This window comes from Ramlibacter sp. AN1133, from assembly GCF_037890035.1.
Lineage (GTDB): Bacteria > Pseudomonadota > Gammaproteobacteria > Burkholderiales > Burkholderiaceae_C > Ramlibacter.
Genome location: NZ_JBBKTQ010000037.1, coordinates 28,851 through 48,376, shown reverse-complemented (window position 1 = coordinate 48,376; position 19,526 = coordinate 28,851). Strand labels below are relative to the sequence as shown.

At 70.8% G+C, this 19,526-nt stretch carries 15 protein-coding genes; 6 read left to right on the top strand and 9 right to left on the bottom strand.

What is annotated here, in order from left to right:
* Nucleotides 1-64: 64 nt before the first annotated feature.
* The 9 genes from WG923_RS28790 to WG923_RS28750 form a co-directional block, all read right to left on the bottom strand.
* On the bottom strand, nucleotides 65-826 hold the full coding sequence (locus WG923_RS28790; protein WP_340354470.1) for a class II glutamine amidotransferase: 762 nt from the start codon (nucleotides 824-826) through the stop codon (nucleotides 65-67).
* A gap of 8 nt (nucleotides 827-834) precedes the next feature.
* A complete protein-coding gene (locus WG923_RS28785) occupies nucleotides 835-2,238 on the bottom strand; it encodes an MFS transporter (protein ID WP_340354472.1) in 1,404 nt (467 codons plus the stop codon).
* A 62-nt stretch (nucleotides 2,239-2,300) separates the two neighbouring features.
* Nucleotides 2,301-2,516 (bottom strand): cysteine-rich CWC family protein, encoded by a 216-nt coding sequence (locus tag WG923_RS28780; protein WP_340354469.1) that lies wholly within the window; start codon nucleotides 2,514-2,516, stop codon nucleotides 2,301-2,303.
* Between the two features lie 46 nt (nucleotides 2,517-2,562).
* The gene (locus WG923_RS28775; RefSeq protein ID WP_340354468.1) at nucleotides 2,563-5,019 is read right to left on the bottom strand and encodes a DUF1631 family protein; all 2,457 of its coding nucleotides are present in this window, start codon (nucleotides 5,017-5,019) and stop codon (nucleotides 2,563-2,565) included.
* A gap of 212 nt (nucleotides 5,020-5,231) precedes the next feature.
* Nucleotides 5,232-7,427 carry a malate synthase G gene (locus WG923_RS28770; protein WP_340354467.1) on the bottom strand — a complete coding sequence of 732 codons (2,196 nt, stop codon included), beginning with the start codon at nucleotides 7,425-7,427 and terminating at the stop codon, nucleotides 5,232-5,234.
* A complete protein-coding gene (locus WG923_RS28765) occupies nucleotides 7,424-8,128 on the bottom strand; it encodes a haloacid dehalogenase type II (protein ID WP_340354466.1) in 705 nt (234 codons plus the stop codon). The genes WG923_RS28770 and WG923_RS28765 overlap by 4 nt, the downstream gene beginning before the upstream one ends.
* Before the next feature lie 107 nt (nucleotides 8,129-8,235).
* On the bottom strand, nucleotides 8,236-9,813 hold the full coding sequence (locus tag WG923_RS28760; protein ID WP_340354465.1) for a PEP/pyruvate-binding domain-containing protein: 1,578 nt from the start codon (nucleotides 9,811-9,813) through the stop codon (nucleotides 8,236-8,238).
* The gene (locus tag WG923_RS28755; protein ID WP_340354464.1) at nucleotides 9,810-11,762 is read right to left on the bottom strand and encodes a phosphate transport regulator; all 1,953 of its coding nucleotides are present in this window, start codon (nucleotides 11,760-11,762) and stop codon (nucleotides 9,810-9,812) included. Before WG923_RS28755 ends, WG923_RS28760 begins: the two co-directional genes overlap by 4 nt.
* Before the next feature lie 122 nt (nucleotides 11,763-11,884).
* A complete protein-coding gene (locus WG923_RS28750) occupies nucleotides 11,885-12,865 on the bottom strand; it encodes an amidohydrolase family protein (protein WP_340354463.1) in 981 nt (326 codons plus the stop codon).
* A 123-nt stretch (nucleotides 12,866-12,988) separates the two neighbouring features.
* Between WG923_RS28750 and WG923_RS28745 the strand changes: the two genes are divergently transcribed.
* The 6 genes from WG923_RS28745 (at nucleotide 12,989) to argS (ending at nucleotide 19,525) form a co-directional block, all read left to right on the top strand.
* On the top strand, nucleotides 12,989-13,942 hold the full coding sequence (locus WG923_RS28745; protein WP_340354462.1) for a Bug family tripartite tricarboxylate transporter substrate binding protein: 954 nt from the start codon (nucleotides 12,989-12,991) through the stop codon (nucleotides 13,940-13,942).
* A gap of 168 nt (nucleotides 13,943-14,110) precedes the next feature.
* Nucleotides 14,111-15,043: a hydroxymethylglutaryl-CoA lyase gene (locus WG923_RS28740; RefSeq protein ID WP_340354461.1), complete on the top strand. Its 933-nt coding sequence runs from the start codon at nucleotides 14,111-14,113 to the stop codon at nucleotides 15,041-15,043.
* Complete coding sequence (locus tag WG923_RS28735) at nucleotides 15,036-16,211, top strand: CaiB/BaiF CoA transferase family protein (RefSeq protein WP_340354460.1); 1,176 nt, start codon at nucleotides 15,036-15,038, stop codon at nucleotides 16,209-16,211. The genes WG923_RS28740 and WG923_RS28735 overlap by 8 nt, the downstream gene beginning before the upstream one ends.
* A gap of 56 nt (nucleotides 16,212-16,267) precedes the next feature.
* Nucleotides 16,268-17,200: a LysR family transcriptional regulator gene (locus WG923_RS28730; RefSeq protein WP_340354459.1), complete on the top strand. Its 933-nt coding sequence runs from the start codon at nucleotides 16,268-16,270 to the stop codon at nucleotides 17,198-17,200.
* Nucleotides 17,197-17,652 carry a DUF2214 family protein gene (locus WG923_RS28725; protein ID WP_340354458.1) on the top strand — a complete coding sequence of 152 codons (456 nt, stop codon included), beginning with the start codon at nucleotides 17,197-17,199 and terminating at the stop codon, nucleotides 17,650-17,652. Before WG923_RS28730 ends, WG923_RS28725 begins: the two co-directional genes overlap by 4 nt.
* A gap of 199 nt (nucleotides 17,653-17,851) precedes the next feature.
* Entirely contained in the window at nucleotides 17,852-19,525 is a 1,674-nt protein-coding gene (gene argS / locus WG923_RS28720; protein WP_340354457.1) for an arginine--tRNA ligase, read from the top strand.
* Nucleotide 19,526: the final 1 nt, after the last annotated feature.

Below are 19,526 nucleotides of genomic sequence, written 5' to 3'. Positions count from 1 at the left end.
TAAAGGATGTCCTTTTGCGTCCTCTGCGTACCCTTTGCGCCCTCTGCGTCCGGCTGTCCGGTTTTCAGACGGCTTGCCCGTCCACGAACACCCTCAACTCCCCCGGCGCGAACTGCACCCAGGGTTCATTGACGGTCAGCGGTGCGGTGACGATCACGGCGACGCGGTCGTCCGGCGTCGTGTGCTGCGCGAAGTCGACGCTCAGGTCCTCGTCCGCCAGGTGGGCGTGCGCGAAGGGATGCTTGCGCTCCACGTACCAGAGGTTCGTCGAGCAGTGCGCCCACAGCGCGTCGCCGTTGGACAGCAGGTAGTTGAAGCGCCCGTGCCTGGCGATCGAGGGCGTCAGCTCGCGCAGCGTCAGCGTCAGTTCCGCCACGCTCGGCACGCCCGCGTGCGACTTCGCCATCTCCTGCATCAGCCAGCAGAAGGCGCGCTCGCTGTCGGTGCTGCCCACCGGGCGGAAGCTCGCGTGCAGGCGCGGATGGAAGTCCTGCAGGTCGCCGTTGTGCGCGAACACCCAGTAGCGCCCCCACAGCTCGCGCACGAACGGGTGGCAGTTCTCCAGCGCCACCTGCCCCTGCGTGGCCTTGCGGATGTGGGCGATGACGTTGCGGCTCTTGATCGGGTAGCGGCGGATCAGCTCCGCCACCGGCGACTCGCACGCCGGCAGGTGGTCGACGAAATGGCGCAGCCCCAGGCCTTCGAAGAAGGCGATGCCCCAGCCGTCCACGTGCTCGTCGGTGCGGCCGCCGCGCTGCGCGAAGCCGGCGAAGCTGAACGTCACGTCGGTCGGCGTGTTGCAGTTCATCCCCAGCAGCTGGCACATGGCTTCGATTATTGGTCAACGGGCACGTGGCCGGGGGGATCCCGCAGCTGCCAGGCCGCCACCAGCGCCAGCGCGCAGATCGCCGCCAGCATCAGGAAGGACTCGTTGAAGGCCGCCAGCCGGGCCGGGCTGGTGCCGGCGCGCGTCAGGGCGTCGCCGTGCGCCGCCAGCCGCCACTCCAGCACGATCGCGCACAGGCTCACGCCCGCCGCGCCGCCCAGCATCCGCAGGAAGTTGATCGCGCTGGCACCCTGCGGGATCAGCGCCTTGGCCAGCGGCCGCATGGCGCCCAGGTTCAGCGAGGGCAGGATGAAGCCCAGGCCGATGCGCCCCAGGGTCGCCCACAGCACCAGCACCCACAGGCCCGTGTGCAGGCCCACCGTGGGCATGAGCGCGAACGACAGCGCCAGCAGCACCAGCCCGCCGCCCACCAGCACGCGCGTGGGCAGCCGCGTCGTGAGCCGGCCCGCGAAGCCGATGGTGATCGCCAGCACGATGCCCGAGGGCAGCAGGATGGTGCCCACGTGCGAAGCCGGCAGCTGCAGGCCCATCAGCATGTAGACCGGCAGCAGGTAGGTCGAGCCGAACAGGGCGATGCCGTAGATGAAGGCCACCAGCGTGCCCATGGTGTAGGTGCGATAGCCGAACAGGTCCAGGTTGATCAGCGCCTCACGCCCGGTGCGGCGGGCATGCCGCAGCCACGCGATCAGCACCGCCAGGGCCAGCAGCGCCCCGAGCAGCAGCCCGCCCGCCAGCAGCGGATCGCCGCCGCGCACTTCGAGCAGGCCATTGAGCAGGCACAGCGTGCCGACGCTGCCGAGGACCAGGCCGCGCCAGTCCAGGCGTGGGCCGCCGCCCGCGGCGCTGCCTCCGCCCGGCGCCGACGTGGGCACGTAGCGGTAGGCGAGCCAGATCGACACCAGGCAGAACGGCACCACCATGAAGAAGATCGAGCGCCAGCCGAAGGCGTCCACCAGCAGGCCGCCAATGCTGGGGCCGAGCGCCGGCGCCAGCACCACGCCCATGCCGAACAGGCCGCTGGCGCGGCCCTGCTCGTGCGGCTCGAAGGCACGCAGCATGATGATAGCGGGGATCGGCTGCACGACGCCGGCCGCGAGGCCCTCCGCCACGCGCGCGCCCAGCACCAGCGGAAAGTGCATGGCGAAGCCGCCGCCGATGCCGCCGGCCATCAGCAGGATCATCGTGCCGACGTAGGTGCGGCGGTAGCCGAAGCGCGCCAGCAGCCACGGCGTGGTCAGCATCGAGATGGTCATCGCCACCATGAAGCCGGAGCTGACCCACTGCGCGCGTTCCTGGTTCAGCGTGAAGTAGTGGCTCATGCCGGGGATGGCGACGTTCACCACGGTGGACGACATGATCGAGGCCATCACGCCGACCATCAGCGCGATCATCAGCAGCCAGCGGTAGCGCGGGCCGTGCCGCGCGCGCAGGGCGGCGGCCGATCCGGGGTCGGTCACGCGGTGGGGCCGCCGCGCGCGCAGGCGGGGCAGATGCAGGCGCGGCGCTGCGCCTCGGCCGGCACGCGCGCGAGCAGCTCGGCGCCGAAGGCGACCTGCGTGCACCAGCACGCCTGTTGCTTCACGCCCGTCTCGCGTTCGAGCTCCATGGCGCAGCGGTTCGGCCGGCCGCACAGCGGGCAGAGGGTTGCAGCGAAGGCGGGGGCATCCACGCGCGCATCGTAGCGGGTTCGGCGCGCGCCCGGCGCGGCGCGGCGCTCAGGCTGCGGCCGGCGCGGGCGGGGCGCCCAGCTGCGCCAGGGCGCGCGGCACCACGGCCTCGCTGTCGACCAGGCGCACGAGACGGTCCTTCACCAGCTTGTGCAGGCTGCGCCGCGTCATCGAATGCGGCTGGCCGCCGTGGCTCACGAACAGGAACAGCGTGCGCTTGTCGGAGGCCCATTTCAGGTGCGCGCGCCGCCAGTGGTGGCGCGCCTGCAGGTCCACCCAGCAGCCGGGCGACAGGCGGGCCAGCAGGCTTTCGGCTTCCTCGTCGGACAGCAGCGCCGGTTCGGCGGCGGCCTGGGCGGCGCGTGCGGGCGCCGCGGGAGCCTCCGCGCGCGGCGCTTCCTCGAAGCCCACTTCATGCAGTTCCTGCTGCGCCATCCATGGTTCGCCGGGGGCGCGCTCGGGCGCGGGCGCCGGCACCGTGACGGGCGGCTCGGGCGGCGCGACCTCGCGGTGGCGCTGGCGCGCCCGCAGCTTGAGCACCGGCCGGTGCAGCGCCTCCAGCCGCAGGAAGAAGGCTTCGCTTTCGGCCGGCTGCTGTCCGAGCATGGTGAGCCCGGAGCGCAGCTTCATCAGCACGCGCGGGATCGATTCGAAAGCGCGGGCGGGATCGTGCAGAGTGAGGTCGCGCTTGACGCTCCACAGCAGGTCGGCGACCACGGCGACATAGCCGCCGGGGTCGATGCCGCGCCCGGGCTGCGCCAGCCGTGCATGCGCCACGACGAGCGACCAGGTCCCCAGCACGAAATCGCGCACCGCCTCGTCCACGCCCTCGAGGTCGGAGCGCTGGCGGAATTCGCCGGCGATGCGGTCGGCCTCGTGCTGGCGGCGCTCGGCGAACTGCACCGCGTCGAGCACCTTGCGCTGCGGCTCGTCGTCGAGCGCGTCCTGCGCCGCCCACGTGGCCTGCAGGTCGGTGAGCGCGGCGCGGAACGGGTCCGCGTTCTCCAGCGGGTCGATCTCGTTGAGGCGCTGGAAGCTGCGCGCCACCGGCCCGAAGAAGCCCTGGAATTCGACGCTGAATTCGTCGTTGTGGCGGAAGCTCCGCTCCGCCACCTTCTCCACCAGCAGGCGGCCGGGGTGGTCCTCGTCGCTGAAGAAACGCGGCGCGACCATCGCCAGCCGCAGCAGGGAGGGCTCCAGGCCGACGATCGCCTCGCGCACCGGGGCGAGCAGGCGCGGATCGTCGGCGACGCGGTTCACCAGCCGCCGCACCACTTCCAGGCCGTAGACCTGGCCGACCTCGCGGGCCTGCTTCTTCAGCCGCCCGTGCACCAGCGCGCGCTCGCGCGGGGCGCTGAAGCGGCCCCATTCCTGCGGCAGCGGGCTTTCGACGTCCACCGGCCGCGCCGGCCGGTCCACCGGCGGCACGTGCATGTGCTGGCGCACGGCGCGCTCGTCGTAGGGTTCGGCCTCGTCGTCCCCCGCTTCCAGCGCGCGCAGCTCGGAGTCGACCTGCGCGTAGTAGCTCGGGGCCAGCGGGCGGTGCGCCTGCGCCTCGCCGCGCAGCAGGAACTGCTGCAGCCGCTCGCCGTCGACGTTGTGCACCGGCAGGTCGGCGAAGCCGGAGAAGCCCGAGAAGCCGGAGGCTCCGAAGGGATCGGCCGGTGCGGAGCCGAAACGCGACGATCCACCCAGCGGCGCGGGTTGCGACATGCCGCCCAGGGGGGCGGGCTGCGACATGCGGCCCAGCGGCGCGGGCTGCGACATCCCGCCCAGGGGCGCGGGTTGCGACATGCCACCGAGCGGCGCCGGCCGCGACGCTCCACCGAGGGGCGCGGGGCGCGACATGCCGCCCAGCGGAGCGGGCCGCGAGGCGCGCAGGCGGTAATTCGCGGCGCTCACCCGCTGCAGCGTCAGGAAGTGCGTCTGCGCCTTGTAGACCTGCTCCAGGCCCTGCGCCAGCGGCGCCGCCATGTGCCGCAGCCACAAGGCGGGCCAGGCGGGATCGGGCTGGCCCTCGGCCATCATGTCGCGCAGCGCCTGCGCGTACACGGCGGGCCGCAGCGGATTGCGTTCGGGCTGCACCACCGGCAGGCCCAGCGCGCTGCTCATGAGGGCGTCGAGTTCGGCCAGCGGCCGCTCCAGTGTCGCCGTGAGCACCTGCGCGAGGCGCGAGGTCTCGACGGTGCGGGAGATCTCCTTGTCGTCCACCAGGGAGAGCGCCGGCCCCTCGTCGCGCTGGATGGCCGCCATGCGGGGCTTGTCGCTGGCCTCGGCCTCGAAGGCCGCGCCGAGAATCTGCGGGAAGCGCGAGCTCCAGGCCTTGCGGCGCGTGAGCAGCTCGCGCCACGCGTCCGCGATGCGCTGCCGCTGCTCGCCGCTGTGCGCCGACTCCGCCTCCTGCAGGGCCGTGACCGCGTGGTCGACGCATTTCTCGATCAGCCGCGCGGCGGCGCTGACGGCCTCGCCCATGCTGCGCGAGACGGTTTGGTTCACAACGGACATGACGGCCCAACGGCTCCCAGGGACCGTTCGATTAGACCCGGCCCGGCCGGGCCGGGCAACCGCGCCCCGCCCGGCGCGCACCCTGGCGCGCCGGATGGTGGCCCTTTCCCTACACCTTGGGTGCGGTGGCCAGGGCCGCCAGCACGCGCGAGGGCACGAAGGGCACGCTGCGCGCGCGCCCGACCCCCCGGAGGGGGAGGGAGCGAGTCAGATCAGAAACCGGCTGCCTTCGCCTTGCGCCGCCATGCATGCAGCAGCGGCTCCGTGTACCCGCTCGGCTGCTCCTTGGCCTTGAACACCAGGTCGAGCGCGGCGCGGTAGGCGAAGGAGGTTTCCCAGTTGCCGGCCATGGGCCGGTAGTTCGGGTCGCCGGCGTTCTGCTGGTCCACCACCGCCGCCATGCGGCGGAAGGTGTCGTGCACCTGCTGCTCGGTCACGACGCCGTGCAGCAGCCAGTTGCAGATGTGCTGGCTGGAGATGCGCAGCGTCGCGCGGTCTTCCATCAGGCCGACGTGGTTGATGTCGGGCACCTTGGAGCAGCCCACGCCCTGTTCCACCCAGCGCACCACGTAGCCCAGGATGCCCTGCGCGTTGTTGTCCAGTTCCTGCTGGCGCTCCTCGGCGCTCCAGTTCGGGTTGGCCGCGACCGGCACCGTGAGCAGGTCCGTCATCAGCTGCTCGCGTTCGGCCTCGTAGTCGATCTTCTCCATCTCCCGCTGCACCGCGGCCACGTCGACCATGTGGTAGTGCAGCGCGTGCAGCGTGGCGGCGGTGGGCGAGGGCACCCAGGCGGTGTTGGCGCCGGCCTTGGGGTGCGCGATCTTCTGTTCCAGCATCGCCGCCATCAGGTCGGGCATGGCCCACATCCCCTTGCCGATCTGCGCGCGTCCGCCGAGGCGGCAGGTCAGCCCCACCAGCACGTTGTGGCGCTCGTAGGCGCGGATCCAGGCGGTGGACTTCATGTCGCCCTTGCGGATCATGGGCCCGGCATAGGTGCCGGTGTACATCTCGTCGCCGGTGCGATCGAGGAAGCCGGTGTTGATGAAGGCCACCCGCTCCGAGGCCGCCGCGATGCAGGCGCGCAGGTTCAGGCTGGTGCGGCGTTCCTCGTCCATGATGCCCAGCTTCACCGTGTACTCGGGCAGCCCGAGCAACTGCTCCACGCGGCCGAAGAGGTCGCAGGCGAAGGACACTTCGGTGGGCCCGTGCATCTTGGGCTTGACGATGTAGACCGAGCCCTGGCGCGAGTTGCGCAGGCCGTTGGCGGCTTTCCCCTGCAGGTCCACCAGGGAGATCGCCGTGGTGATCACCGCGTCCATGATCCCCTCGTACACCTCCTCGCCCCGCCACAGGATCGCCGGGTTGGTCATGAGGTGGCCCACGTTGCGCACGAACAGCAGCGAGCGGCCGTGCAGGCGCACTTCGCCTGCGCCGTCGGGGCTGCGGTAGATGCGGTCGGGGTTCAGCCCGCGCGTGAAGGTGCGCCCGCCCTTGGCGACCTGCTCGGTGAGCGTGCCCTGCAGGATGCGCAGCCAGTTGCGGTAGCCGTGCACCTTGTCGGCCGCGTCCACCGCGGCGATCGAATCCTCCAGGTCCATGATGGTGGACAGGGCGGCTTCGACGATCACGTCCGCCACGCCGGCGGCGTCGGTGCTGCCGATCGCGTGCTTGCGGTCGATCACGACCTCCAGGTGCAGCCGGTTGTTCTTCAGCAGCACGGCAGACGGCGCCGCCGGCTCGCCCTTGAAGCCCGCGAACTTCGCCGGATCCTTCAGGCCCGTGGTCTGGCCGCCCTTGAGCGAGACGACCAGCTGGCCGCCTTCGACCTTGTAGCCGGTGGAGTCCGCATGCGAGCCGCTCGCCAGCGGCGCCGCCATGTCCAGCACTTCGCGGGCCCGCGCGATCACCTTGGCACCGCGCACCTCGTTGTAGCCGGGCCCCTTCTCGGCGCCGCCGGTCTCCGGGATCACGTCGGTGCCGTAGAAGGCGTCGTACAGCGAGCCCCAGCGCGCGTTGGCGGCGTTGAGCGCGTAGCGGGCGTTGAGGATAGGCACCACGAGTTGCGGGCCCGCCTGCAGCGCGAGTTCGTCGTCCACGTGCTCCGTATGGGCCCGGGCGCCCCGCGCCGGCGGCGCCAGGTAGCCGATCTTCTCGAGGAAGCCGCGGTAGGCCGCCATGTCGCGGATCGGGCCCGGGTGGGCCTGGTGCCAGGCGTCGATCTGCGCGTGCTGGCGATCGCGTTCGTTGAGCAGCGCCTTGTTGCGCGGCGACAGGCCCTGCACGATGGAATCGAAGCCGAGCCAGAACTGCGTGCGGTCCACGCCGATGGCAGGCAGCATCTCGTCGTCGATGAAGCGCAGCAGCTGGTTGTCCACCTCGAGGCCGTGGATGGTCGTGCGATCGGTCATGTCTGGTCTCCGGAAGATTGCGAATCGAAAAAGGAAAGCACGTCGTCGAGCGAGGCGCCGGTGCGCGTCGGCTCGGTCCCCAGCTCCTCGAACGGGAGCCGGTAGCGGTTGACCCACAGGGTGCGATAGCCGAACCAGGTCGCGGCGAGCGCGTCCCAGGCGTTGCAGCTGACGAAGAGGATCTGGCTGGCGGGCTTCTTGACGGCCTGGGTGCCGAGGCGATAGGCATCGGGATGCGTCTTGTACTTGCGCACCGCATCGACGCTGATCACGTGATCGAGCAGGCCTTCGAGGCCGGCGCTGCGCACCGCCACGCCCAGCATCTGCGGGTCGCCGTTGCTCAGGATGCCGGTCACGATACCGCGCGTGCGCAGCGCCTGCAGCACCTCGCGGTTCTCGGGGAAGGCCGAGAGGTGCCGGTATTCGTTCATCAACTGCTGCTCGCGCTCCGGCGTGAGATCGAGGCCGAGCCGCTTGCAGGCGTAGCGGAGTCCGGCGCGGGTCAAATCCCAGAACGGCTGGTAGTGCGCGCCGTCGTTGCTGGTGGTGACCAGGCGCGTGTATTCGATCTGCTTGTCGCGCCACAGCACGGACAGCGCCTCGCCGCGGCCGGGAAACAGTTGTTCCGCGAGCAGCGCCACGCTGTAAACGTCGAAGAGCGTGCCGTAGGCATCGAACAGCACCGCTTTGGGATGATCCATGGCGCTACTGTATTCGGAACCCTTTGCATCATTTATGTATGCAAAGGCTTTTAACCGGTAACTTGCGTGCTGGTAATCAACTCCAGTAAGCGGAACCTAGTTTCGCATCATGACATCTGGCGCAGCGCCTCCAGTCGTTGCAGCAGGTCCACCGGCTCCCGCCGCACCGTGCGCACCGCCCCGGCGAATACGGCGCCGGTATGGCCGTCCAGCGACAGCAGCTCGAATTCGCCGAACTCCCGCGCGCCGATGCGGATGCGGCGCGCCTGCAGGTCGATCTCCAGCGCCTCGCAGCCGACCACGCACACCTTGCCGAGCTGGCGCGCAACCACGGCCGCATGCGAGGTGCGGGCGCCCCGGCGCGTGAGCAGGCCGGCCGCGCAGTCGAGCGCGACGATGTCCGCCGTCTCGGCCTGCGCTCGCACCAGCACCGCCGGCGAGCCGCGCCCGGCGCACGCGCGAGCCGCCGGCTCGTCCAGCGCGATCGGGCCGCTCACCACGCCGGCCGAGGCGCTCAGTCCGCTCGCGAGCGGTGCCGCGCCGTCTTCGCCGGCGAGTTCGAGCTGCGACAGCGCCGCGGCGTCCAGGCCCTTGGTGCGCTCGAGCGCCTCGCGCCGGCCGATCACGTGTTCGTCGCGCAGGTCCAGCGCGATGCGCGCGGCGGCCTGCGGCGTGCGCTTGCCGGTGCGGGTCTGCAGCATGAACAGGCGCCCCTCCTGCACCGTGAATTCCAGGTCCTGCATGTCGCCCAGCGCCCGTTCGAGCTTGCGGCCGCCCTCCACCAGCGCTGCCCAGACGTCCGGCAGCACCGCCGCCAGTTCCTCGTGGCCGGCGGCGCTGCGCCGGCCGGAGACGACGTCCTCCCCCTGGGCGTTGAACAGGAAGTCGACCCACGGCACCGGCTCGCCGGTGGCGGGATGGCGCGTGAACCCGACGCCCGCGCCCGAAGTGCCGCCGGCGTTGCCGAACACCATGCGCTGCACCGTGACGGCGGTGCCCATGCCGTCCGGCAGCGCGCGCAGGGCGCGCCAGGCGCGCGCCTTGTCGCTCCACCACGAAGCGAATACGGCGCCGATCGCGCCTTCGAGCTGCGCCACCGGGTCCTGCGGGAAGGGAACGTGCGCCTCGCGCTCCACCGTCTCGCGGTGCAGGCGCGCCAGCTCGCGCAGCCGCGCGAAATCGAGCTGGTGCTCGTCGTCGCCGGCGGCCACCTGCCGCAGGTCGGCCTCGAAGGCTTCCGGCGGCACACCGAGCACGACTTCGCCATAGCCGGCGATGAGCCGCCGGTACGCATCCCACGCCAGCCGCGGATTGCCGGTGACGCGCACCAGCCCGGGCAGCGTGTGCTCCGTGAGCCCGACGTCCAGCAGCGTCTGCAGCATGCCGGGCATGGACACGGGCGCGCCCGAGCGCACCGACAGCAGCAGCGGCCGCCGCGCATCGCCGAAGCCCAGGCCCGACTGCGCCTCCAGTGCCCGCAGCCCCGGCTGCCAGTGCTCGCGCCGCAGGTCCTGCGGGCAGGCGCACCAGCCGGTGCCGAGCACGAAGGCCGGAGGCACCGGCAGGCCCAGCGCCGCCATGCGGGCCAGGTTGTGCGCCTTGAAGCCGATCTGCTGCGCGGGCGCGATGCGGCCCGAAGGCTCGCCGCAGCCTATGAGGACGACCTCGCGGCCGCCCCGGCTCACCGCACTTCCCCGGCCGCGCGATGCAGCGCGTGCTCGCGCAGGCGCCAGCCGAACGCGAGCACCGCGTCGGACGCCGCCTCGAGCGCACCGGCCAGTTCGTTGCCCAGTTGCAGCGCGCCGGCGTGCGCCAGGCCGCGCGCGGCCTCCAGCCGGAACGCGCGGTGCAGCTGGTCGCAGCTGCGCTCGGCCTGCTGCACGCGCCAGAGCGCATCGAGGTATTCCTGGTGGTCGCGCGCGTCGCTGGAGGGCTCCAGGCCGGCGGCGATCTCGACCCCGCGCACGTGATCCTGGATCGCCTCGGCGACGGTGCGCGCCAGCGCTTCGAGGGCTTGCAGCACGGGGCGCTGCCAGTCGCCCTGGCCGCACTGCGCCAGCGCGGAGACGGTGAAGGCGGCTTCCTCCAGCGCGTCGGCGATCTCGTCGGCGCCTTCGAGCAGGCGCGCGAAGGCCTGCCAGCGCGGTTGCCGCTGCGCCTGGTCGCGGCAGCGGTTCACCAGCACGTCGGCCTGGTGTTCCCAGTCGCGCGCGCGCCGCGCCAGCCGCTGGGCCGCCGCGGCATCCACCAGCGCGCCGTGCAGGATCCCTTCGTGCAGCGCGGAGGCGATCGCGTGGCAGAAGGCCGCGTGTTCCTGCAGCAGCTCGAAGCCGCGGTGACGCCCGGCCAGCGTGCGCGCGAGCAGCACCCGCGCTTCGTCGGCCACGAGTTGCGAGGGCTGGCGCGCCTGTGCCGCATGCCAGGCGCGATCGAGCAGCTGCACCAGGTAGTCGCGCGCGGCCTCCGGCGTGAGCACGTCGTCGAGGCGTTCGCCCAGGCGGAACGCGGCGTCGCCGAGGCTGGCCATCGCATCCCACACCAGCTGCGCGCCGCCGGCGCGCAGCCAGCCCATGTGGCCGCAGCCCTGCGCGGCGGCCGCCTCCAGCACCTGCACCGCGAGCTTCTTGCCGGCCACCGCCGCGAGCTGCTTGCGCGCGCGGTTCCAGTCGATCAGGAACACGATGCGCGCGGCCATGGCCTCCAGCTGCGCGCACAGCGCGGCCTCGTCGGCGGCCGTGAAGGTCGCCACGCCGACATGGAAGGCGTCGCCCGCGTTCAGGCCGGCGGAAGTGCGGGCCTCGCTTGCGCCCCACGAGGCGCCCGCTTCGGCCAGCGCGCGCTGGAACGACGCGAAACGCGTGGCATGCAGGTCCGAATAGGTCAGCGTGGTGGCCAGGCCCCGCACCTGGATCACGAGCACGTGCGCGTCGTTGGTGCCGATGTCGTTCTGGATCAGGAGCGTGTCGCCGTCGCGGGTGGCGGAGGTTTCCAGCCCCGGGTGGTCCAGCTTGGCCGCGGCGGTGCGGCGCAGGCCGCGCATGAAGGCCTCGATGCGGCCCACGTCGCCGCCGTCGGCGGAGAGCTGCCAGGTCTGGGCGCCGGCGATCTCCTGCTCGCTCAGGCGCGCGGCCAGCGCGTTGACCGCCTTGTGCAGGTCCATCACCAGCAGGTGCAGGCTGTCGCCGTGCGCGCGGGTGGCCTGCGTCAGCTCCTCCAGCTCGGTGCCAGCGAGGTGGTCGCCGCCGGTGGCCAGGCGCTCCTGCCAGTGCGCCAGGCGCGCATCGAACTCGCCCGGGCCCTCGGTGCGCAGCGGCGCCGCCATCTGCGCGAGGTCCGCCTTCAGCCGCGCGCGCAGCCGCTCCAGGCCCGGCAGGTGGATGCCGGCGGCATCGGGCTCCGCGAGGTTGGGGAGTTCGCGCAGCCAGCGCACGTCCTCGTACTGGCCGATGTCGGTGGCGGCGATCTCGCGCGAGAGGTCCACCGCCGCCGACCCGGGATGCGCATGGCGCGCGGCGGCCTGCAGCAGGGTGAGCAGCAGCTTCAGGCGCTCGTTGGCGTGCAGCGCTTCCCGCACCATGGCGGGCCGCAGCAGCGACGCCTGGCCGAGCGAGGCCAGTGCCTTTTCCTTGGTCATGGGGCCTCTCGTCGACCCCATTCTTCCCCTGCGCGCCGGCGGGGGAAACGTTTACCCGACGTGTCCCTGATGCAGCGCAAGTTCCCGCGGCCACGGCGCGTCGCCTGGGCGACGCGCCTGCGCTAGAAGCCGAACACGCGCTGCGCGTTGCTGCCGCGGATCGCGCGCGTCTGCGCCTCCGGCAGCGCCGCCGTGTTCGCGAAGGCGCCCCTGGTGTCGTGCACCCAGTGCGGCCAGTCGGTGCCGAACATGACGTGCTCGTGGCCGACGACCTCGATCAGGTACTTCAGCGGCCGCAGGTCGTAGGTGATGCTGTCGTAGTAGATGTGGCGCAGGTAGTCGGTGGGCTTGCGCTTCATCTGGCGGCGCGCGGGCAGCTCCACCTCGTCGCCCTTCTCGAACCGGCCCACCAGGTAGGGCAGGGTGCCGCCGCCGTGCGAGGCGATGATCTTCAGGTTCGGGTACTGGTCGAAGAAGCCTTCGAAGATCATCCGCGTGATCGCCAGCGTGGTGTCGAACATGAAGCCGACCGACCACGACAGGTCGAACTTGGTCATGTCCATGAAGTCCACGCCGGGCGGGTCGGTGGGGTGCACCAGCACCGGCAGCTGGCGGTCGTCGATCGCCTGCCAGACCGGCGCGAACATGGGGTCGGTGAGGCTCTTGCCGGCCACGTTGGCCAGCACCATCACGCCGACGGCGCCCTTCGCGCAGGAGCGCTCCAGTTCCTCCACGGCGCGCTGCGGGTACTCCCAGGGCAGCGAGGCGAACCAGCGGATGCGGTCCGGGTAGCGCGATTGCGCATCGGCGACGTTGTCGTTCGCCTCGCGCGCCGCCAGCACGCTGATCTCCTCGCCGCCCCAGTACACGTTGGGACAGGTGAGTGACACCACGGAGACGTCGATCTTCGCGGCGTTCATGTGTTCGATCCGCAGCTCCCAGTCGAAGTGGCCCTTCTGCGGGATCACCACCGGGGTGTTGCCGCGGAACACCTCGCGCTGGCCGTCGGGACGGGTCTGCACGTTGTAGATGCCGCTCTTTTCCTGCAGCAGCTGCAGCCACTTGTGCGTGAACATGTGGGTGTGGACGTCGATGACGGTCATCGGTACTTCTCCTCGTCTGCGGGATGCGGGTGGCACGCTCCGGGTGCGACCGGATGGGCGGCGGGGCGCGAATGCGCTACGTTTAACATGTTAAATGATTCGGATCCCGAGGAGACATCGCCCATGAAACGCCGCCATTTCGCCGCCCTCGCGGCTGCCACGCTCGCCGCGCCCGCCGGCTTCGCGCAGGAGCGCACCACCCGCATCCTGGTCGGTTTCCCGCCCGGGGGCTCCGCCGACGTGATCGCGCGCCTGCTGGCGGAAAAGCTGCGCGTGTCGCTGAACCAGAACGTGATCGTCGACAACAAGCCCGGCGCCGCCGGCCGCCTGGTGCTGGGCGAGTTGAAGCGCGCCGCGCCGGACGGCCAGACGCTGGTGCTGTCCCCCAGCGGCGCGATGGTGATCGCCCCCTGGCTGTACAGCACCCTGCCATACGACCCGATCAAGGACTTCACGCCGGTTTCGCGCATCGTCACCTTCGACTTCGCGGTCACGGCCGGCCCGGGCGCGCCGCAGGGCGACCTGCGCTCCGTGCTGGCGTGGATGAAGGCCAATCCGGCCAAGGCGAGCTACGGCACCTCGGGCGCGGGCACGGTGCCGCACTTCGCGGGCCTGCTGCTGTCGCAGGTGGCGGGCGTGGCGATCACGCACGTGGCCTACCGCGGCGGCGCGCCGGCGGCGCAGGACCTGATCGGCGGCCAGATCCCGCTGATGGTGGACACCGCCTCCGAGACCATCGAGCACCACAAGGCGGGCAAGGTGCGCATCCTCGCGGTGACCGGCGAGCAGCGCAATCGCGCGCTGCCGGACGTGCCGACGCTCAAGGAGCTCGGCATCAACACCTCGGCGGACGCCTTCTTCGGCCTCTACGCCCCCGCCGGCACGCCGGCCGACGCGGTCAACCGCATCGACCGCGCCGTGGCCGAAGCCCTGAAGGATCCGGTGATCCAGGAAAAGATCTACGGCTTCGGCCTGGTCCCCAACCATGCGTCCGCAGCGGACCTGGCCGCCACGCAACTGGCCCACCTGAAGCGCTGGGAAGGTCCGATCAAGGCGTCGGGGTACAAGGCGGAGTAATACCAAGAACCAAGACCGGACTTCCGGACGCAGAGGACGCGAAGGGTACGCAGAGGACGCAAAAGAAAACCATCTGAAGTTTTCTTTGTCTTTTTTGCGTCCTCTGCGTACCCTTTGCGCCCTCTGCGCCCGGCAATTGGGTTTCTGCACTTGCGGGACAATCCCCGCATGTCCCCCGAAGTCCTGATCAGCGAGGTCGGTCCGCGTGACGGCCTGCAGTCCGTGGCGGCGACGATGCCCACGGAGCACAAGAAGCGCTGGATCGCTGCGCTGCACGCCGCCGGACTGCGCGAGATCGAAGTCGCCTCCTTCGTCCCCGCGAAACTGCTGCCGCAGATGGCCGACGCGGCCGAAGTCGTCGCCCATGCCCTGTCGCTGCCCGGATGGACCGTGATGGCGCTGGTGCCGAACCGCAAGGGCGCCGAGGCCGCGCTGAAGGCCGGCGCCCACAAGCTCACGCTGCCCGTCTCCGCCAGTGCGGCGCACTCGCAGGCCAACGTGCGCAAGTCGCCGCTCGAAATGGTGGACGAAGTGCGCGCCGTGCTGGCGCTGCGCGACGAACTGGCCCCGCGCGCCAAGGTGGAGGCCGGCATCTCCACCGCCTTCGGCTGCACGCTGCAGGGCGTCGTGCCCGAAGACGACGTGCTGCGCCTGGCCGTGGCGCTGGCCGAGGCCGGCGTCGACGACGTGGGCCTTTCGGACACCACCGGCATGGCCAACCCGGCGCAGGTGCGGCGCCTGTTCAGGCGGCTGGCCGCCGAGATCGGGGACAAGGCCGGCGCTGCCCACATGCACAACACGCGCGGACTCGGCCTAGCGAACTGCCTGGCTGCTTACGACGTGGGCGTGCGCACCTTCGACAGCTCGCTGGCCGGCCTGGGCGGCTGCCCCTATGCGCCGGGCGCGTCGGGCAACGTCGTGACCGAGGACCTCGTCTTCATGTTCGAGGCGATGGGCGTGCGCACCGGCGTGGACCTGGGCAAGCTGATCGCCGCGCGCGGCCCGCTCGCTGCGGGCCTGCCCGGCGAGCCGCTCCACGGCATGACGCCGGAATCGGGCCTGCCGAAGAACTTCACGCCAGCGGAGGCCGCGCATGCCTGAGCCCACGCTGCCCTACGAAGGCATCCGCGTCGTCGAATTCACCCACATGGTGATGGGGCCCACTTGCGGCATGGTGCTGGCGGACCTCGGTGCCGAGGTGATCAAGGTGGAGCCGCCGCAGGGCGACAACACCCGCCGCCTGCTCGGTTCCGGCGCGGGCTTCTACCCGCTGTTCAACCGCAACAAGAAGAGCATTGCGCTGGACCTGCAGACGCCCGAGGGCCGCGAGGCCGCGCTGCGCCTGATCGCCACGGCGGACATCGTGAGCGAGAACTTCAGGCCCGGCACGATGAAGAAGCTGGGCCTCGACCACGCGACGCTGTCGAAGCTGAACCCGCGCATCATCAGTGTGAGCCACAAGGGCTTCCTGCCCGGTCCCTACGACCACCGGACCGCGCTCGACGAGGTGGTGCAGATGATGGGCGGCCTCGCGTACATGACGGGCCGCCCCGGCGATCCGCTGCGCGCCGGCACCAGCGTCAACGACATCATGGGCGGCATGTTCGGCGCCATCGGCGCGATGGCGGCGCTGGCCCAGCGCGAGAAGACCGGCCGCGGCCAGGAAGTGCAGAGCGCCCTGTTCGAGAACAACGTGTTCCTGGTGGCGCAGCACATGATGCAGTTCGCCGTCACGGGCAAGCCCGCTGCGCCGATGCCCGGGCGCATCTCCGCCTGGGCCGTGTACGACGTGTTCACCGTCAGGGACGGCGACCAGATCTTCCTGGCGGCGGTCAGCGACACGCAGTGGAAGATCTTCTGCGAGGCTTTCGGCTATGCCGACCTGCTCGCGGACGAGCGCCTGAAGACCAACAACGACCGGGTGCGCGCGCGCGAATGGCTGATCCCGGTCCTGCGCGAGCGGCTCGCTTCGCACAGCGCGGCCGAACTGAGCGCCACCTTCGAGCAGCACGGCCTGCCCTTCGCGCCGATCACCAGGCCGCAGGACCTGTTCGACGATCCGCACCTCAATGCCACCGGCGGCCTGGCGCCGATCGAACTGCCGGACGGCCGCCAGACCCGGGTCCCGCTGCTGCCCTTCACGGTCGACGGCCACCGCCCGGGCCTGCGCCTGCAACCGCCCAGGCTCAACGAGCACGGGCCGGGGCTGCTGCGCGAGCTGGGCTATGGCGAGGAAGAGATCGCGCGGCTCATGGGGAGCGGCAAGTAAGGAATCCGCCAGGGCGGCCGCCCGATTCGTGACCTGCACCGCGATAATCGCGTTGCATGGACAAGTTGAAGCAGCTCGAGTCCTTCGTGTCGGTCGCGACGCGTGGCAGCCTCACGGCCGCGGCGCGCGCCGAAGGCGTGGCGCCCGCCATCATGGGCCGCCGGCTCGACGCGCTGGAGGAGCGCCTGGGCGTCAAGCTGCTGGTGCGCACCACGCGCCGCATCACGCTGACGCACGAGGGCAGCGCCTTCCTCGAAGACTGCCAGCGCCTGCTCGCTGACCTGGCCAATGCGGAGGCGAGCGTCAGCGCCGGCGGCGTGAAGGCCAGCGGCCACCTGCGCATCACCGCGCCGGCCGGCTTCGGGCGTCGCCACGTGGCGCCGCTGGTGCCGCGCTTTCGCGAACTGCACAACGACGTGACGATCTCGCTGAACCTGAGCGACCGGGTGGTCGACCTGGCCGGCGAGGGCTTCGACTGTGCCGTGCGCGTGGGCGATTTCCCCGATTCCTCGCTGGTGAGCGTACGGCTGGCGGACAACCGCCGCCTGTGCGTCGCCACGCCGGAGTACCTGCGCCGGCACGGCACGCCCGAGCATCCCAACGACCTCGTGCGCTTCGACTGCCTCACGCTTTCCAGCGATGCCTCGCAGACCCGCGGCTGGGCCTTCGTGATCCCGGGGCGCAACGGCGAGGACGAGATCCTGCACATCAAGCCGCAGGGGCCGCTGGATTGTTCCGACGGCCAGGTGCTGCACGACTGGTGCGCGCAGGGCTTCGGCATCGCCTGGCGCAGCACCTGGGAGGTGGAGCAGGAGATCGCCGAAGGGCGCCTGGCCGAAGTGCTGGCGCAGTTCGCCGCGCCGCCCAACGGCATCTACGCCGTCTTCCCGCAGCGCAAGCACCTGCCCCTGCGGGTGCGGCTGTGGATCGATTTCCTCAAGCACCACTACGCCCAGCCCCGCTTCTGGATGGCGGGCGCGACCCCATGATCCTCGAGTCCATCCTTGCCTTCCTGCACATCTCCGCCATCCTGGCCCTGGTCGTCTTCGCCACCAGCGAGGCCGCGCTGTGCCGCGCCGAATGGATCAACGCGCAGGTGATCGAGCGGCTGGTGCGCGTCGACCGCATCTACTGGATCGCGCTGGTCAGCGTGGTGCTGACCGGGCTGGCGCGCGTCCTGTGGGGGATCAAGGGCGCCGGCTGGTACTGGAGCAACTGGCTGCTGCACGTGAAGCTCACGATGACGGTGATCGTGCTGGCGCTGTCGCTGCGGCCGACGCTGCGCTTCAAGCGCTGGGTGGCCGCACTGCGCGCCGACGGTTCGCTGCCGGGCGCCGAGGAGGTCACGCAGGTCCGGCGCATGGTGATGGTCAGCACGCACATCGTGCCGCTGATCCCGCTGGCGGCGGTGTTCCTGGCGCGCGGTTTCGGGGGCAAGTGAGCTCAGGGAAAAACCAGAGGAAAAACCAGACAGCCGAACGCAGAGGGCGCAGAGGACGCGCAGAGGACGCAGAAGAAAATCCTTCAAAGGTGTTTTCTGCGTCCTCTGCGTACCTTTGCGCCCTCTGCGTTCGGTATCTTGTTTTGGCTCCCCTTCCCGCAGCAGGTGCCTGATCGGGGGCGCCCCGTAAAATCCCCCGATGCTCCAAGCGAAACAAGATCTGCTCGCCGCGCTGGCGGCCGGGCTGGAAGGCCTGTCGCCGGGTGCCGGTGAGAAGGCGGCCTTCGAAAGCCCCAAGGTCGCCGCCCACGGCGACCTCGCCTGCACGGCGGCGATGCAGTTGGCCAAGCCGCTCAAGCGCAACCCGCGCCAGGTGGCCGAAGCCCTGCGCGAGGCGCTGCTGGCCACTCCCGCCTTCCAGAAATGGGTGGACGCCGTCGAGATCGCCGGCCCCGGCTTCCTCAACATCCGCCTGAAGGCCGCCGCCAAGCAGGAGATCGTGCGCGAAGCGCTCGCCGCCGGCGCCGGCTTCGGCCAGCAGCCGCTGCACGGCCAGCGCGTGCTGGTCGAATTCGTCTCGGCCAACCCCACCGGCCCGCTGCACGTGGGCCACGGCCGCCAGGCGGCGCTCGGCGACGCCCTGTGCAACCTGTACGCCACCCAGGGCTGGAACGTCCACCGCGAGTTCTATTACAACGACGCCGGCGTCCAGATCCAGACGCTGGCCACCAGCGTGCAGCTGCGCGCCAGGGGCTTCAAGCCCGGCGACCCCCAGTGGCCCGAGGCGGCCTACAACGGCGACTACATCCAGGACATCGCCAACGACTTCCTGGCGAAGAAGACGGTCAAGTCGGACGACCGCGCGTTCACCGCCAGCGGCGACGTGGACGACCTCGACGGCATCCGCCAGTTCGCCGTGGCCTACCTGCGCCACGAGCAGGACCTGGACCTGCAGGCCTTCGCGGTGCGCTTCGACCAGTACTACCTCGAATCGAGCCTGTACACGAGCGGCAAGGTCGACACGGTGGTGCAGCGCCTGCGCGACAACGGCAAGACCTACGAGCACGAGGGCGCGCTGTGGCTGAAGTCGACCGAGTACGGCGACGACAAGGACCGCGTGATGCGCAAGGGCGACGGCAGCTACACCTACTTCGTGCCGGACGTCGCGTACCACATCACCAAGTGGGAGCGCGGCTTCACCAAGGTCGTGAACATCCAGGGCACCGACCACCACGGCACCATCGCGCGCGTGCGCGCCGGCCTGCAGGCCGCGGGCGTCGGCATCCCCGCGGGCTACCCGGACTACGTGCTGCACACCATGGTGCGCGTGATGCGCGGCGGCCAGGAGGTGAAGATCTCCAAGCGGGCCGGCAGCTACGTGACGCTGCGCGACCTGATCGAGTGGACCAGCAAGGACGCGGTGCGCTTCTTCCTGCTGTCGCGCAAGCCGGACACCGAATACGTTTTCGACGTCGACCTGGCACTGGCGCAGAACAACGACAACCCCGTGTATTACGTCCAGTATGCGCACGCGCGCATCTGCTCGGTGCTGGCCGCCTGGGGCGGCGCCGTGGCGACGCTCTCCGGGGCCGACCTGTCGTCGCTGGAGCACCCCGCCGCGTTGAACCTGATGCTGCAGCTGGCGCGCTATCCGGAGGTGCTCACCGCGGCGGCGGCCGATTTCGCCCCGCACGACATCACCTTCTACCTGCGCGAGCTGGCGGCGGCGTACCACTCCTATTACGACAGCGAACGGATCCTGGTGGACGACGAGCACCTGAAGAAGGCACGGCTGGCCCTCGTGGCCGCCTGTGCGCAGGTATTGCACAATGGACTGGCTGTGCTGGGGGTGAGTGCCCCCCACAAGATGTGAG

Bases quoted from the DNA above. Each gene is read 5' to 3' on its own strand.
- WG923_RS28745 (WP_340354462.1), top strand. From the start codon at position 12,989: ATGAAACGCCGCCATTTCGCCGCCCTCGCGGCTGCCACGCTCGCCGCG.
- WG923_RS28775 (WP_340354468.1), bottom strand. From the start codon at position 5,019: ATGTCCGTTGTGAACCAAACCGTCTCGCGCAGCATGGGCGAGGCCGTC.
- WG923_RS28770 (WP_340354467.1), bottom strand. From the start codon at position 7,427: ATGACCGATCGCACGACCATCCACGGCCTCGAGGTGGACAACCAGCTG.
- WG923_RS28735 (WP_340354460.1), top strand. From the start codon at position 15,036: ATGCCTGAGCCCACGCTGCCCTACGAAGGCATCCGCGTCGTCGAATTC.
- WG923_RS28755 (WP_340354464.1), bottom strand. From the start codon at position 11,762: ATGACCAAGGAAAAGGCACTGGCCTCGCTCGGCCAGGCGTCGCTGCTG.
- WG923_RS28740 (WP_340354461.1), top strand. From the start codon at position 14,111: ATGTCCCCCGAAGTCCTGATCAGCGAGGTCGGTCCGCGTGACGGCCTG.
- WG923_RS28790 (WP_340354470.1), bottom strand. From the start codon at position 826: ATGTGCCAGCTGCTGGGGATGAACTGCAACACGCCGACCGACGTGACG.
- WG923_RS28730 (WP_340354459.1), top strand. From the start codon at position 16,268: ATGGACAAGTTGAAGCAGCTCGAGTCCTTCGTGTCGGTCGCGACGCGT.
- argS (WP_340354457.1), top strand. From the start codon at position 17,852: ATGCTCCAAGCGAAACAAGATCTGCTCGCCGCGCTGGCGGCCGGGCTG.
- WG923_RS28750 (WP_340354463.1), bottom strand. From the start codon at position 12,865: ATGACCGTCATCGACGTCCACACCCACATGTTCACGCACAAGTGGCTG.
- WG923_RS28785 (WP_340354472.1), bottom strand. From the start codon at position 2,238: ATGATCGCGCTGATGGTCGGCGTGATGGCCTCGATCATGTCGTCCACC.
- WG923_RS28765 (WP_340354466.1), bottom strand. From the start codon at position 8,128: ATGGATCATCCCAAAGCGGTGCTGTTCGATGCCTACGGCACGCTCTTC.
- WG923_RS28725 (WP_340354458.1), top strand. From the start codon at position 17,197: ATGATCCTCGAGTCCATCCTTGCCTTCCTGCACATCTCCGCCATCCTG.